This window comes from Nonomuraea zeae (assembly GCF_005889725.1).
GTDB lineage: Bacteria > Actinomycetota > Actinomycetes > Streptosporangiales > Streptosporangiaceae > Nonomuraea > Nonomuraea zeae.
The window spans coordinates 17,742-31,512 of the sequence record NZ_VCKX01000139.1 but is presented as its reverse complement, the minus strand read 5'-3'; the positions used below and the strand labels follow the sequence as shown (position 1 = coordinate 31,512).

Here is a 13,771-nt window from a genome sequence, read left to right as displayed (position 1 = left end):
GAGGGGGCCTGATAGCCGGCGGGCGTGCGCGAGGCGGCGGGTGGGTTCGCGCCGGCGACCGTGCCCGACACGGTGGGCAGCGCCGAACGGCCGGGTGCGGTGGACGAGAGCCGCGACGGCGTCGGTGTGGGCTTGACGATGGTGGAGGCTTCGGGCATGCCGTTGCCCTCGCCCGGCCACTCAGCCGCGTCGAGCGTCCGCACGGTGGACGACCCGCCGATCAGCACGGCGGCCATGGCGAGCATCAGCGTCCCGACCAGCACCCCGGTGGCCATCAGCGCCTGTCGCCCCCGCTCGGCCGGCGCGCCCGCCTCGGCGCCCGTCCCCGCCCCGGCGTGTGTGCCCGGCGCGAAGCCCGGTTCGGTGTGTGCGCCGGGTGCGAAGCCCGGCTCGCCCCGCACACCCGGTGTGAAGCCCGGCTTGCCCTGCGCGCCCGATGTGAAGCTCGCCCCGGCGTGTGTGTCCGGTGTGAAGCCTGGCTCGCCCTGCACACTCGGTGTGAAGCCCGGTTCGGCCTGCGTGCCGCGCGCGGGGGACGTGTCGTGGTTGCCGGGCGTGCCCGGCTCGGTGTCCGTGACCGGGTGGGTGAACTCGCCGCCGGGGTCGCCGGGCTCGGCCTGGGGTCGGTGCGTTCGGGTCACGGTTCAAATGTAGAGACGCAACCGCACTCATCGGGCCGATGTACGAGTAAGTCCGGATAAATCACAGGCAACCGTGATCATCTACACCGGGACGTACTGGATCAAACGAGGGCGCAGCCGATCAGCACGCGCACAGCAGGCCGCGCATCGCCGTCTCCAGGCAGAGGTCCGAATGCGCGGGGATCGGCCACGGGAAGCGGATGAGCGACTCGTCCACCCGCACGGTCGCCCCGAAGCGGTCCAGCTCCCACAGCCACACCTCGCCCACCTGCTCCCCGAGCTGCCTGGACACCCCGGCGGTGAGCTGCGGCCGGTGCGAGGCGTTGACGTGGGCGAGCACCCGCTCGGCCGTCTCGCCCAGCGGGTCGGGGCAGGCGTTCAGATAGTCGTCGGCGTCGAGCAGCCCCGACTCCTGCCCGGTCAGATAGACGACCTGGCCCACGTCCAGCCGCAGCAGCCGGGGCGCGTCCCGCTGCCCGAACCGCTCCAGCGCGTCGAAAAGGCTCTCGTCCGCACTGTGCGCGGCCACCGCGACCGCCGCCGCGCGGGCCTCCAGCTCGGGTACGGCCTCCGCCCACCCCTGCACCTCCAGCAGCCCGCGCGGATGCGTGACGGTGCCCAGTTGCCGCATCGCCGTCAGGTTCACCGCGACGACGGCGTCCTCGCGCAGGCCGTGCAGCGGCTCGCCGGGCAACACCAGGAGCACGGGCCGCCCGCGCTCGTCCACGCCGCCACGGGCGGGCGACGGCGCGCCGTCGACGGACAGCTTGGCGACGCTCGCGGTCGCGGCGAGGGTGCGCACCCGCTCGGGGATCGGCAGCATGACGCCTCCTTGAGAACAGCAGTAATAATAGGTTAGGCTTGCCTAAGTAAGGAATACCTAATCACATTGAGGTGAACGTGCGCTACACCGGCCCGAAGGTACGACTGTCGCGTCGCGCGGGCGTCCCGCTGACCAGGAAAGCCGTCCGCTACTTCGAGCAGCGGCCCTACCCTCCGGGCGAGCACGGCCGTAAGACCAACCGCCGCACCACCGGCGACTACGGGTTGCGGCTGATGGAGAAGCAGAAGCTGCGCTGGTACTACGACGTGTCCGAGCGCCAGCTGCGCCGCTACTGGGACCTCGCCGTACGCAAGTCCGGCGCCTCCGGCGCCGAGCTGGTCACGCTGCTGGAGAGCCGCCTGGCCTCGGTCGTGCTCCGCGCGGGCCTGGCGCCGTCGATCTACGCGGCCAGGCAGTACATCAACCACGGGCACATCGCCGTGGACGGCCGCAAGGTGGACATCCCCAGCTATCTGGTCAAGCCGGGCCAGGTGATCACGGTCAGGGAGCGGTCGCGCAGGATGCAGCCGTTCGTGGCCGCCGCCGAGGGTGTGCACGCGGACGAGCGCATCGCGCCCTACCTGTCGGTCGACCACGCCGACCTGCGCATCACCATGACGAGCCGGCCCGAGCGCGAGCAGATCTCCATCCCGGTGGACGAGCAGCTCGTGGTGGAGTTCTATTCTCGTTAGCCGTGACCGAAGCGGGAGAGCGCCACGCGAGCTGGCTCGAGCTGTTCTTCGACCTGGTCGTCGTCGTGGCGGTGGCGCAGCTCGCCCACCGGCTCGAACATCCGACGTGGGCGAACGTCGGGCTGTTCGTGCTGCTCTACTACGCCGTGTGGAGCGTGTGGACGACGCTGACGCTCTACTCCAACGTCCGGGGCGAGCGCACCCGCCTGCGCAGCATGCTGATCGGCATGTTCGGCATCGCCGTGATGGCCGCCGCCGCGCCGGACGTCGCCCACGAGATGGCGCCCGGCCTGACGCACGACGGCTGGTTCATGGCCGCGTACATCGTCTGCCGGATCAGCGCGGCGCAGTCCCTGCAGCGGTCCGGCACGATCATGACGGCGTGGCCCGCGGCCCAGCTCGGCGCGGGCCTGACGCCGTGGCTGGTCTCCATCTGGGTCGAGCCCCCATGGCGGTACGCGCTGTGGGGGCTGGCGCTCGTCCTCGACATGCTCTTCTCCATCCGGAGCAGCCGCCGCCCCGAGCGCATGATCGACGAGATGCGGCGCCAGGCCGAGCGGCTGGAGCAGCGCAGGGCCCGCGCGGGCGGCCCGGCGCACCCGGCCTTACGGCCCACCGCCGCCGTGCTCGACCCGGCGCACCTGGGGGAGCGGCTCGGCCTGTTCGTGATCATCGTGCTCGGCGAGGCCGTCATGCAGGTCGTGATGGCCTCCTCCGGGCACTCCTGGGAGCCGCCCCTGGGGCTGGCGGCGGCGGCCGGATTCGGGCTGATCGTCACGCTGTGGTGGCTCACCCTCCAGTACGGCGTGAGCGCCGTGCCCGGAGCCCACGAACGCGGCCTGCGGGCGTACGTGGCCCTGCCCGCGCACTTCGCCATGACGGCGGGCATCACCGCGACCGCGGCCGGGCTCGGCGTGGTCGCGGCCGAGCCGGCCGGGCACCTGCACGGGGGCGTCGGCTGGGTGCTGGGCGGCGGGCTGGCCGTCTATTTCGCCGCCTCCACCGCGCTCGGCCTGGCCACCAGGGCGGAGCGGCGCTGGATCTGGGGCTGGGCGGTGCCCACCATTGTCGCGCCGCTGGCGGTGGCCGCGGTCTCCGGGCTGCTGGCCGCCTGGGTCGTGGTCGCGCTGCTGCTGGTCATCGCGCTGTGGCGGGTGGTCTACCGGCCGCGCGGCGGCCGGCCGGGCGGCTCAGTCGAGAACGTTCTCCCGGCGTAGCGCAGCGACCTCCTTGCGCAGCTCGGTGAGCTCCTGGAGGATCCGCTGGGTCTGGTTCGCGGTGGTGTCCTCCATCGCGGCCCGTTCCTCCGCGCTCTCCTCGTCCATCGCGCTGACCACCACCGCCAGGAAGAGATTGAGCACCACGAACGTGCACACCAGGATGAAGATGGTGAAGAAGATCCAGGCCGTGGGGTGCTCGTCCATCACGTCCCTGGCGATGTTGCCCCAGTCGTCGCCCGTCATCGTCTGATAGAGGGTGAACAACGAGGTCGGCAGGCTGCCGAAGCGGTCGGGCGCGGCCTGCCCGTACAGCTTGGTGGCCATGACGGCGGCCACGTAGAGCACCAGGGACAGCAGCACCACGATCGAGCTCATCCCCGGCATCGCGCGCAGCAGTGCCGACACCACGCGCCGCAGGCTCGGCACGACCGAGAGCAGCCGCAGGGCGCGCAGGATGCGCAGCGAGCGCAGCACCGACAGGCCGCCCGTGGCGGGCGCGAGGGCGATGGCGACGATCAGGGTGTCGAAGATGTTCCACGGGTCACGGAGGAACTCCGAGCGCTCGACGTAGACCTTGGCGAGCAGCTCGACGACGAAGATGTAGAGCGCGACGTGATCGACCACGGTGAGCAGGTGACCGTGGCTTTCGACCACGGCCGGGAAGGTCTCGAGGCCGAGCGTGGCCGCGTTGATCAGGATGACACCGATGATGAACTGCTGGAAACGCCGGTTGGCGAGGAAGGCGCGGGTGCGTTCACGCACGGGGGCTGGCTCCTAAGGGATCGAACATATGCCCCACCATGATGACGCAACATGATCAAGAGCAGGACTGTGGTATAAATCCCACCTGACAGCCAGCCGGCGAGGGGGGCCGAGCCACCGTGTCCTATCCGCATTACGGCCCATCCGCCTACGGGCCACCGCCGCAGACCCATCCCAACGGCACCACCATCCTCGTGCTGGGCATCCTGAGCCTGGTGGTCTGCACGTTCATCGGCCCGTTCGCCTGGGTGATGGGCAACACGGCGCTGCGCGAGATCGACGAAAGCGGCTATTACTACGACAACCGCAGCGCGGTCCAGGCCGGGCGCATCTGCGGGATCATCAGCTCGGTGATGCTGATCCTCGTCGCCGGGTTCCTGGTGCTGGTCTTCGGGATGGCCCTGGTCACGGGCGGCTTCTCGTCATAGCGGCGCTCGCCGGCCTCACCGCGCGCCGTAGTCGCCGAGCCCCGACTCCAGCAGGTCGAACGCCCGCTCCGCCTGCGCCCTGAGATCGGGCTCGATCTCCTCCCAGACGTCTCCGGCCAGCATCCTGGCCACCGCGTAGCCGGTCAGGATGCGGGTGGTGCCGAGGATGTGCGCCGCCACCGCCTGCGGGAGAAGGTCGTCCGGATCGGTGTCGAGCTCGTCGGCCAGCAGCCGCGCGAGCCCCTCCTCCCGTTCGACGTGCATCTCGCGGAGCCGGGCGACCAGGGCCTGGCTGGCGTTCACGATCCGGGCGAACACGTCGCTGCCCAGGTTGAGCCCGTAGCGCCAGTCGCGCGTGTCGATCGCGTCGAGATAGTCGCGCCGGAAGGCGCGCACCACGCTCTCTCCCGGCTCGCGCCCGCGCAGCACCTGCTGCGGCAGGTCCACCGCCAGCTGCTGCCGGTCGGCGAACAGATCCTCCTTCGTGCTGAAGTAGTTGAACACCGTGTTGACCGACACGTCGGCCGCTCGCGCCACCTCTGCCACGGTCACATCGTCGAACCCCCGCGCCATGAACAGCCCCATCGCGATGTCCGCGATGCGCTGCCTGGTCTCGCGCTTCTTCCGCTCCCGCAGCCCCTCTTCCACGCCTCCATCGTACCCAATTTGCAGTGACACCAAATTTGTGGCTACCCTAATTTTGGAGGCGATGAAAGTGATTGAGACTTCAGGTCTGAGCAAGACCTTCGACGGTGGCGTCGAAGCGGTCGCGGGCGTGGACATGTCCGTACGGCCGGGCGAGATCGTCGGGTTCCTCGGCCCCAACGGCGCGGGCAAGACGACGACCATGCGCATGCTGACCACGCTGCTGCGCCCCAGCGCGGGCACCGCCACGGTGGCGGGCCACGACCTGCTCGGCGACTCCAGGCACGTACGCAGGCGCATCGGCTACGTCTCCCAGGGCGGCGGGATCCTGCCCATGGTGCCGCCGGCCGGCGAGCTCGTGCTCCAGGGCATGCTCTACGGGCTGAGCCGCCAGGCCGCCACGGACAAGATGGCCGAGGTCCTGGCCAGGCTGGGCCTGACCGGGCTGGAGTCGAAGCCGGCCGCCGCGCTCTCCGGCGGTCAGCGCCGCCGCTTCGACATCGCGTTCGCCCTGCTGCACGACCCGGTCCTGCTCTTCCTCGACGAGCCGACGACCGGGCTCGACCCGCAGAGCCGGGCCAACCTCTGGGACCACATCCGTTCGCTACGCGACGAGAAGGGCATGACGGTGTTCCTCACCACCCACTACCTCGACGAGGCCGACGCGCTTTGCGACCGGCTGCTGATCATCGACCACGGCCGGATCGTCGCCGAGGGCACCCCGGCCGGGCTCAAGTCCGGCGGGCGCACGCTCGACGACGTGTTCCTCGACATCACCGGCAGGTCGCTGCGCGAGGAGGCGGGCGTCTGATGGTGCGCGACACCTGGGTGCTGTTCCGCCACGGCGTGCAGGTCACGCTGCAGCAGAAGGTCGGCATCATCTTCGGCGCGATCCAGCCGCTGCTCTTCCTGGTGCTGTTCGGGCCCATCTTCGCCACGTTCGGCACCTGGGAGACGCTCGTCCCCGGCCTCATCATCCAGCTCGGGCTGATGAGCATGGGGCTGGCGGGCTTCGGCGTGGTCTTCGAGAAGCGCTCCGGCGTGCTGGAGCGGATGCGCGTCACCCCGGCCAGCCGCCTGGCGCTCCTGCTCGGCCGCGTGCTCAACAACGCGCTCACGCTGGTCGTGCAGATGGTGCTGCTCCTCGCGGTGGCCTTCGCGCTGGGCCTGCGGGCGCCGCTGCTCGGGCTGGCCGGCGGGCTCGTGCTGATCGTGGTGCTCGGCACGAGCCTGGCGGCGCTGTCGTACGCCATCGCGCTGACCATGAACGAGAGCCTGTTCGCGCCCGTGATGTCCACGGCGGTGCTCCCGCTGATCCTGCTGTCCGGCTCCTTCCTGCCGATGTCGATGGCGCCGGGCTGGCTCGACGCCATCTCGCACATCAGCCCGTTCAGGTACGTACTGGAGGCGCTGCGCGACCTGTTCGCCGGGCGCTACCTGACGGGCACCGTCGGCGTGGGCGTGGCGGTGACCGTGGTCTTCGCCGTGGTCAGCCTCACGATCGGGACGCGGGTGTTCAACAGGGAGAACGCCTGAGCGGGCGGGGGCGGGTCAGGCCACGCTCTTGGCCCGCCGCTGCAGCGCGGCGATGATCCCCGCCGGGTCCACGATCCCGTAGCCGTAGTCGTAGTCGAACCCCACCTCGCTGCGGTCCTCCGCGGTGCGCCGCAGCAGCGCCCGCAGCTGGGCGGGGGACAGCCTGGTCGACGGCCAGCGGGTGCGCACCGCGGCCACGAGCCCGGCGGCCACGGGCGTCGCCGCGGAGGTGCCGGAGTCGGGCTCGCGCTCGCCGAACGCCCTGGACCCGGAGAAGTGCGTGTACGCGCAGACGTCGGGCTTGCGCGCGGTCAGCCGGCCGGGCCCCTGCGAGGAGTAGCCCACCCGCTCGCCGTTGACGTCGATGCCGCCGATGGACAGGGCCTTCGGATGGGAGTTGGCGCCCACGATGGGCCTGGCCGGGTAGGCGCAGCGGCCGTCGGGGCACTCGCGCCCGCAGTTGCCCGCCGCGAACAGCACGTCGGCCCCCGCACGGTCCAGGCTCGCCACCATCAGGTTGAACGGGTGCGCGGCGTTGTCGGAGTAGTTGCCCGGATGCCCGACCGGGAAGTCCCACTCGGCGGAGAACGACCCCCACGAGTTGTTCACCACCAGCGCCCTCGACTCGGCGGGCTGGGCGTCGAGCACGTTGCGCAGGTGCGCGAACGCCGCCACCGCGTCCGACAGCAGCCCGTCCAGGGCCGAGCCCCCCGGCCGGGTGGACAGCAGCACCGGGATGTCGATCAGCGTGGCCTGCGGCGCGGCGATGAGCGCGTCGAACGCGCACATCGTCCCGTGATCGACCTCGAACTCGCCCGGCCGGCCCGGCACGCCCGACGGGCTCCAGCACCGCGCCGCGTCGAGCGTGACGCCCCGGCCGAGCTGCCTGGCCGTGTGGGCCGCGTTGATCCCCGTGTCGAGCACCGCCAGCGCCACCCCGGCGCCGTCGAGGCCCTCGGCGTGCAGCCCGGGGACGTTCAGCAGCCGCTCCACGTCGTGCCAGTCGCCGACCGGCGGATCGCCGCCGCACGTCGGCGTGGACTCGATGACCGGGTCGGCGAACACGCCCACCACGTCGGGCCTGAGCGCGGGCAGCAGCGTCACCCTGGAGGCCAGCTCGTCGTCGGAGATGGTGCCGCGCACCAGCACGGAGGCGTCCTCCGCGGCCAGCGAGAAGTCGAGCGGCTGGTTCAGCGAGAGCGGGTCGCCGCCCGCGAGCGGAACGGGTCTCGGCAGGGCCACCGGCACGAACGCCGGGTCGAGCTCGACGCCGGGCAACCCGTCGGCGACGTCCGCCGTGGTGGCGGTCCGGCCGGGATCGGCGACCGCCGCGACCAGATCGGGAGAGGGGCGGAGCTGAATCAGGACCCGCATGAGTCACCACCGAACGATGTGGAGGGAAACGAACGTCCCAACATTCCTTCATCTGCCGGTGCGCGTCCAGCGTATCTCAGGGGTTTTGACCTGCAATAATGCCGCATTCCTCGCGAAGTGGACGACATTTCTTCTGGGCCGTCAGACTTCCTTGTTTTCGGTCTGTTCACTACGGTGAAGCACCATGACGCTCCAGGCGCAGAAGCCGGTCACTGGCGGGGAAAAGGATCACTGGCTGGCGGTGCGGCCGAGACTCATCCTCGCCAGCGCGTTCATGCTCTTCCTAGAGCTGGCGTTGATCCGGTGGACCGGCTCGAACATCGTCCACCTCAGCTATTTCACGAACTTCGTGCTGCTGGGCTCGTTCCTCGGCATCGGGCTGGGGTTCCTGCGCGTGGGGCGCTCGCGGCGGCAGCCGTACTACTCGCCGGTCGTGCTCGCCGTGCTGGTCGTCATCGTCTCGACCTTCCCCGTGACCGTGGACCGGAACACCGAGGGCATCCTCTACTGGACGAGCCTGGGCACCGTCGGACCGCCCGCGTGGCTGATCCTGCCGGTCATCTTCTGCGCCGCGGCGCTGGTGCTCATGGGTCCCGCCGAGCTGGTCGGACGCTGCTTCCCCGAGCTGCCGCGCCTTGAGGCCTACCGCTACGACCTGATCGGCAGCCTCACCGGGATCGCGGCGTTCACCGCGCTGTCGTTCCTGAGCGCGCCCCCGGTCTTCTGGGGGCTGATCGCGGCCGTCTGCTACGGCCTGCTGCTGATGCCCCGCCCGCGTACGCTCTACGTGGGCCTGGTGACCGTGCCCTCGCTGGTCGTGGTCGGCCTGCTGCTGACCGAGACGCTGACCGCCGGAGCCATCTGGTCGCCCTACTACAAGGTCACCTTCAGGCAGCTCCAGCAGGCTGGCATCCTCGTCACCGACATCGCGGTCAACGGCATCCCGCACCAGCAGGCCGTCCCCGCCGCCGCCCGCCTGCAGTGGGAGGCCCAATACGGGCTGCCGTACGAGCGGACCAGCAAGCCGCCCAAGGACGTGCTCATCGTCGGCGCGGGCAGCGGCACCGACGTGGCGATCGCGCTGTCCAAGGGCGCCAACCGGGTGGACGCCGTGGAGATCGACCCCAAGCTGCGCGAGCTCGGCGGCTCGGTCCACCCCGACAAGCCGTACGACGACCCGCGCGTCACCACCCACGTCACCGACGGACGGGCCTTCCTCGAGCGCTCAAGCGACAAGTACGATCTGATCCTCTTCGCCCTGCCCGACTCGCTCACCCTCGTCTCCGGCGCCAGCTCGCTGCGCCTGGAGAGCTACCTGTTCACCGAAGAGGCCATGAAGGCCGCCCGCGCCCACCTGCGGCCGGGAGGCACCTTCTCGATGTACAACTACTACCGCGAGAGCTGGCTGGTCGACCGGCTCGCCCTGACCATGCAGAGCGCGTTCGGCCACAAGCCGTGCGTCGACGTGGTCAGCACCGCCGGGCAGCAGGCCGTGATCACCGCCGGCGTGACCGCCTCGGCCCAGCGCTGCGCCACCGAGTGGCCGGGCGCCGCCGCGGGCACCCCGCAGCCGGCCGACGACGACCGTCCGTTCCTCTACCTCAAGGACGCGACGATCCCGCCGATCTACATCATCACGCTCGGCCTGATCCTCATCGTCAGCCTGCTCGCCGTCCGCTTCGTGGCCGGCCCCTACGGCAGGATGCGCCCGTACGCGGACCTGTTCCTGCTCGGCGTGGGCTTCATGCTGCTGGAGACGAAGAGCGTGACCGGGTTCGCGCTGCTGTTCGGCACCACGTGGGTGGTCAACGCGATCGTCTTCGCCGGCGTGCTGGTCGCGGTGCTCGCCGCCGTCGAGGTGACCCGCCGCTTCCGCATGCCGCCGCTGCCCGTCATGTACGCCGTGCTCTTCGCGGGCCTGCTGCTGGCCTGGCTGGTGCCGAACTCCTGGCTGCTGTCGCTGCCGCTGCCGCTGCGCGCGGTGGCGGCCGTCACCGTGGCGTTCCTGCCGATCTTCGCCGCGAACGTGGTCTTCGCCAAGCGCTTCGCCGACACGGCCGACGCGACCACCTCCTTCGGCGCGAACCTGCTGGGCGCGATGGTGGGCGGCTGCCTGGAATATGTGGCGCTGGTGATCGGGTACAAGGGCCTGCTGATCGTCGCGGCGGTGCTCTATCTGGGCGCCCTGGTGCTGCTCCCCAGAAAGGCCGCCGTCACGGGGTGACGGGCGCGTTCCGCGATTAGGAGAATGGCGCCTTCCGAGGGTCATGCATTTCTCCGCCGGGTGTCTGACGTGCTGCATCGCGGCACTCCTGCACCTCTGTAACGCCTTGACACACGGTCAGGTGAATAGTTTGCGCTCCGGGTTGATTTGTCGTCGGTCCGGAGGTGAGCTAGAGATGCCGTCAGTCATGCGGGCATTGATCATTGGCCCTGAAAAAGGAAATCCGTCTTTTCGCGGAGGAGGTGCGAGATCGGGGGTGACGTCCAGTAAGCCCACGAAAAAAGGTGAACAATCATGGCGATACAAGGAGCAGCCAGGATAGATGTCGAGCGTGCCCTGCGGCACGAATCGGAGCCGGTGCCGGCCGGCCGCGCGGAGCAGGTCGCCGGAGCGCTCCCCAAGCGAATGCTGTTCGCGACACCCGTACCGGAGACCCCCGGGGACGCGCCCGCTCCCCACGCGACGTGGGCGCTCACCTCCGCCTGGTCCCACCGGGGCCAGATCGCCACCGGAACCGCCGCGATCCACTACGGCGCGGGACACGACCGCCTCATCCAGCCGATGGTCTTCGCGGACGGGTTCGGCCACGGATCCAGCCACCTCCCCGCGTTCTGGCAGCAGCTCAACGCGCCCTACCCGCCCCGCAGGCACCGCCTGCTCGACCAGCTCCTCGCCCAGGGCATCGACGTCGTGCTGCTCGGCTTCGGCGCCCGGCACATCCACATCCAGGCCAACGCCGGGGTGGCGGCCGCCTGCATCAGGCGGGTCATCGCGGAGCGGGCCGGCGGGACGCCGCTCATCGTCGGCGGTCTCGGTAGCGGCGGGCTGATCACCCGCTACGCGCTGGCGGAGATGGAGAGCCGCGGCGAAGACCATCAGACGATGACGTACCTGTCGTACGACACGCCGCACAACGGCGCGTGGCTGCCGCTGATCCTGCAGCAGCTCGCGTACTTCTCCGAGACCCTCGCCCCGGGAGAGCCGGGACAGGCGGACCTGATCAGGAGCCCCGCCGCGCAGCAGCTGCTGTGGGCGTGGGTCGAGAGCGCCCGCTACTCCGGGCCGGTCGCCACCGCCAGCCCGCTGCGCACCGCCTTCATCGAGGACCTGCGGCGGGTGGGCTGGTTCCCCGTCCGGCCCCGCAAGCTCGGCGTGGCCAACGGGGCCGCCGACGGGACCGGCAGGAACGTGCCGCCGGACGCCCTCGTGTTCGAGTGGAGCGCGCTGGACGGCCTCGCCGGGGCCACCGTCCGCACCCAGCCGGACCGCGGCACCACCAAGTACGTCGGCGGCATGCGGGCGCTGCCGCTGTGGTCCAGCAAGAGCTACACCAGCGACGTCGCGCCGTTCGACGGAGCGCCGGGCGGGACGCTCGCCTCGTACGGCCTGCTCGCCGACGAGTTGGGCGTGCCGATCGAGACCCGCTACAGGTCGGCCTGCTTCGTCCCGTCGGTGAGCGCCGTCGCCCTCCAGTACGACCCGTTGGAGTGGACGGTCGACCTCTACACCGACATCACCGCCCTGTCGCCCGAGCACAGCCAGCTCGACGACTACCAGTGCGACGCCGACAACTCCGAGCACGGCCAGGTGACCGCCACCCTGGCGGAGTGGATCGTGGGCCAGCTCGCCAAGTGAGGCCGCCGCCGGACGAGAGGTGAGGCCGCCGAGCACCTCTCGCCGTCCCGCCCACCCCGGGGTGGGCGGGACCACCGGCCGGCCGGTGGAAGGACCTCAGAGCGGCCCTTGCCGGGCCGCCGGAGGAGCCGAGACCCAGGGCGCCTGACGGCGTTCCCGCGGGCCCGCTGAGTGGCCGCTAGAGGCCGCAGAGCTCCTCAAGGGACTTGGCGCCGCTCTTCTGGCTGCTGTTCCTGGTCGGCGTCTGGGTCGGGGTGGCGCGGGTCGGCGTCGGGGAGGCGGCCGTGAGGCTCGGGGAGGCGGTCACGTTCGCCGTCTTGGCCCGGGCGGGCCGGGTCGAGTCGCTGATCGCCTTGCGCGCGGCCTGGCGGATCTTCACCCAGTCGGGGCGGCCCGAGTAGAAGTCCGGCGGCACGAACTGCAGGCTGGAGATCTTGGCGTCCTTCACCTTGACGGCCAGCTCGACCAGCGGCTGCACCAGGTCACGCGGGATGTTCGTCTGGGCCAGGCGCTTGGCCGCGTGCGCGATCTTGTCGAACTTGGTGAGGATCACCGTGGGCGTGGCCTGCTGGGCGAAGGCGCCGATGACGCAGCGCTGGCGGCTCATGCGCGAGAAGTCGTCGCTGCCGACGCGGGAGCGGCCGTACCAGAGGGCCTCCTCGCCCGACAGCTTCTGGTAGCCCGCCTTGATGGTGCCCGCCGTGCCGTAGAGACCGCCCCATTTGACGTCCTGCTCCACCCGGATCTTGAGGCCGCCGATGGCGTCCACGAGATCGGCGAAGCCGTACATGTTCATCATCATGTAGTAGTCGATCTTGAGGTTCAGCGTGTAGCCGATGGCGTCCATCAGCGCCCGGGGGCCCTTGTTCTTGCCACCCATGAGCTGCGGGTTGTCGTTGGCGTACTGCCAGACCTCGTTGAGCAGGCCGCCGTTCGGGAGCTCGGCCATGTAGCCGTTCGGGAACTGCTTGTGCAGCGGCGAGGTGGGGGGGAAGCGCACGTGCTGCAGGTTGCGCGGGAGGCTGAACAGGACCGTGTTGCCGGTCTTGAGGTCCACGCTGGCCACGTTCATGCTGTCGGTGCGCACGCCGGTCCTGTTGCCGGCCGCGTCGCCGCCGATCAGCAGGAAGTTCACCCGGTCCTTGCCGTCCCAGGGGTCCTCGGGGTCCTTGGCCACCGGCGGGATGTCGGGGTCGCGCTCGGTGGGGAAGATGGCCCCGAGGGCGTCGCGCGCGGTCAGCACGCTGCTGGCGGCCAGCGCGAACGGCGACATGACCGCCACGCACAGCACGCCCACCACGATGCCGGTGACCATCTGGCCCTGCTGGTGCAGCTTGTTCGGGCCGAGCGCCACGTACGACGTCACCAGCAGCGCGAACCACGCCAGCGCGAGCACCGTGGCCGAGATGACCACCGTGAGCATCATGCCGTCGTCGGCGAACGCGGAGGCGTTCGACAGGTCGCCGGCCACGCTCAGCCCGTAGGCCAGGGCCGCCAGCAGCAGCACCGCGTACACGCTGATGAGCACCAGCCCGGTACGGCGGTGCCCGGCCCGCAGATGAGCGGCGCCGGGCACGATGGCGGACAGTGCGGTCCACCCGAGTACGGCGCCCGGCGTGAGCGGCTTGGCGAAACGCGGAGCGGTGGAGCGCGAGGTGGGACCCGCGGCCGATCGGGGGCGGCGAATGGGGCGCCGTTTCTTACCTCCCGGCACGGTGTCTACCCCATCGCGCTTGCTCACACCGGCTCCTTCACACGCCTACCAGGCAAAACCGTCGTTTGTCCCACGTC

General features: G+C 70.5%; 12 protein-coding genes and 1 pseudogene. 7 read left to right on the top strand and 6 right to left on the bottom strand.

Translation table 11 applies throughout. The annotated features are described in order from the left end of the window. Together ETD85_RS35470 and ETD85_RS35465 are read right to left on the bottom strand one after the other, a co-directional pair. Nucleotides 1–641: pseudogene (locus tag ETD85_RS35470) on the bottom strand (hypothetical protein); the annotation flags it as partial. A 121-nt stretch (nt 642–762) separates the two neighbouring features. Continuing rightward, nucleotides 763–1,464, bottom strand: coding sequence for a DUF2470 domain-containing protein (locus tag ETD85_RS35465; RefSeq protein WP_138694186.1), 702 nt, complete (start codon nt 1,462–1,464; stop codon nt 763–765). Nucleotides 1,465–1,541: 77 nt separating this feature from the next. On the opposite strand from ETD85_RS35465, the gene rpsD reads away from it, so the two are divergent. Together rpsD and ETD85_RS35455 are read left to right on the top strand one after the other, a co-directional pair. Next, the gene (gene rpsD / locus ETD85_RS35460) at nt 1,542–2,156 is read left to right on the top strand and encodes a 30S ribosomal protein S4 (protein ID WP_138694191.1); all 615 of its coding nucleotides are present in this window, start codon (nt 1,542–1,544) and stop codon (nt 2,154–2,156) included. A gap of 2 nt (nt 2,157–2,158) precedes the next feature. Continuing rightward, nucleotides 2,159–3,373, top strand: coding sequence for a low temperature requirement protein A (locus ETD85_RS35455; protein WP_138694185.1), 1,215 nt, complete (start codon nt 2,159–2,161; stop codon nt 3,371–3,373). On the opposite strand, the gene ETD85_RS35450 is transcribed toward ETD85_RS35455, so the two are convergent. Further along, on the bottom strand, nt 3,347–4,138 hold the full coding sequence (locus tag ETD85_RS35450) for an ion transporter (protein ID WP_138694184.1): 792 nt from the start codon (nt 4,136–4,138) through the stop codon (nt 3,347–3,349). The genes ETD85_RS35455 and ETD85_RS35450 overlap by 27 nt on opposite strands. A gap of 119 nt (nt 4,139–4,257) precedes the next feature. Here ETD85_RS35450 and ETD85_RS35445 point away from each other — a divergent pair, with 119 nt between their 5' ends. Further along, entirely contained in the window at nt 4,258–4,566 is a 309-nt protein-coding gene (locus tag ETD85_RS35445; RefSeq protein ID WP_138694183.1) for a DUF4190 domain-containing protein, read from the top strand. A 15-nt stretch (nt 4,567–4,581) separates the two neighbouring features. On the opposite strand, the gene ETD85_RS35440 is transcribed toward ETD85_RS35445, so the two are convergent. Beyond that, on the bottom strand, nt 4,582–5,214 hold the full coding sequence (locus ETD85_RS35440; protein ID WP_138694182.1) for a TetR/AcrR family transcriptional regulator: 633 nt from the start codon (nt 5,212–5,214) through the stop codon (nt 4,582–4,584). A gap of 61 nt (nt 5,215–5,275) precedes the next feature. Between ETD85_RS35440 and ETD85_RS35435 the strand changes: the two genes are divergently transcribed. Together ETD85_RS35435 and ETD85_RS35430 are read left to right on the top strand one after the other, a co-directional pair. After that, nucleotides 5,276–6,022, top strand: a complete 747-nt coding sequence (locus ETD85_RS35435; RefSeq protein ID WP_138694181.1) for an ABC transporter ATP-binding protein — start codon at nt 5,276–5,278, stop codon at nt 6,020–6,022. Beyond that, nucleotides 6,022–6,747 carry an ABC transporter permease gene (locus tag ETD85_RS35430; RefSeq protein ID WP_138694180.1) on the top strand — a complete coding sequence of 242 codons (726 nt, stop codon included), beginning with the start codon at nt 6,022–6,024 and terminating at the stop codon, nt 6,745–6,747. Before ETD85_RS35435 ends, ETD85_RS35430 begins: the two co-directional genes overlap by 1 nt. 15 nt (nt 6,748–6,762) lie before the next feature. On the opposite strand, the gene ETD85_RS35425 is transcribed toward ETD85_RS35430, so the two are convergent. Continuing rightward, on the bottom strand, nt 6,763–8,121 hold the full coding sequence (locus tag ETD85_RS35425; protein ID WP_138694179.1) for a S8 family peptidase: 1,359 nt from the start codon (nt 8,119–8,121) through the stop codon (nt 6,763–6,765). Nucleotides 8,122–8,305: 184 nt separating this feature from the next. Between ETD85_RS35425 and ETD85_RS35420 the strand changes: the two genes are divergently transcribed. Both ETD85_RS35420 and ETD85_RS35415 read left to right on the top strand, forming a co-directional pair. Further along, the gene (locus tag ETD85_RS35420) at nt 8,306–10,345 is read left to right on the top strand and encodes a spermidine synthase (protein ID WP_138694178.1); all 2,040 of its coding nucleotides are present in this window, start codon (nt 8,306–8,308) and stop codon (nt 10,343–10,345) included. A gap of 294 nt (nt 10,346–10,639) precedes the next feature. Beyond that, a complete protein-coding gene (locus ETD85_RS35415) occupies nt 10,640–11,980 on the top strand; it encodes a lipase family protein (protein WP_138694177.1) in 1,341 nt (446 codons plus the stop codon). A gap of 178 nt (nt 11,981–12,158) precedes the next feature. Here ETD85_RS35415 and ETD85_RS35410 read toward each other — a convergent pair whose 3' ends face one another. Then, nucleotides 12,159–13,721, bottom strand: a complete 1,563-nt coding sequence (locus ETD85_RS35410) for an LCP family protein (RefSeq protein ID WP_138694176.1) — start codon at nt 13,719–13,721, stop codon at nt 12,159–12,161. Nucleotides 13,722–13,771: the final 50 nt, after the last annotated feature.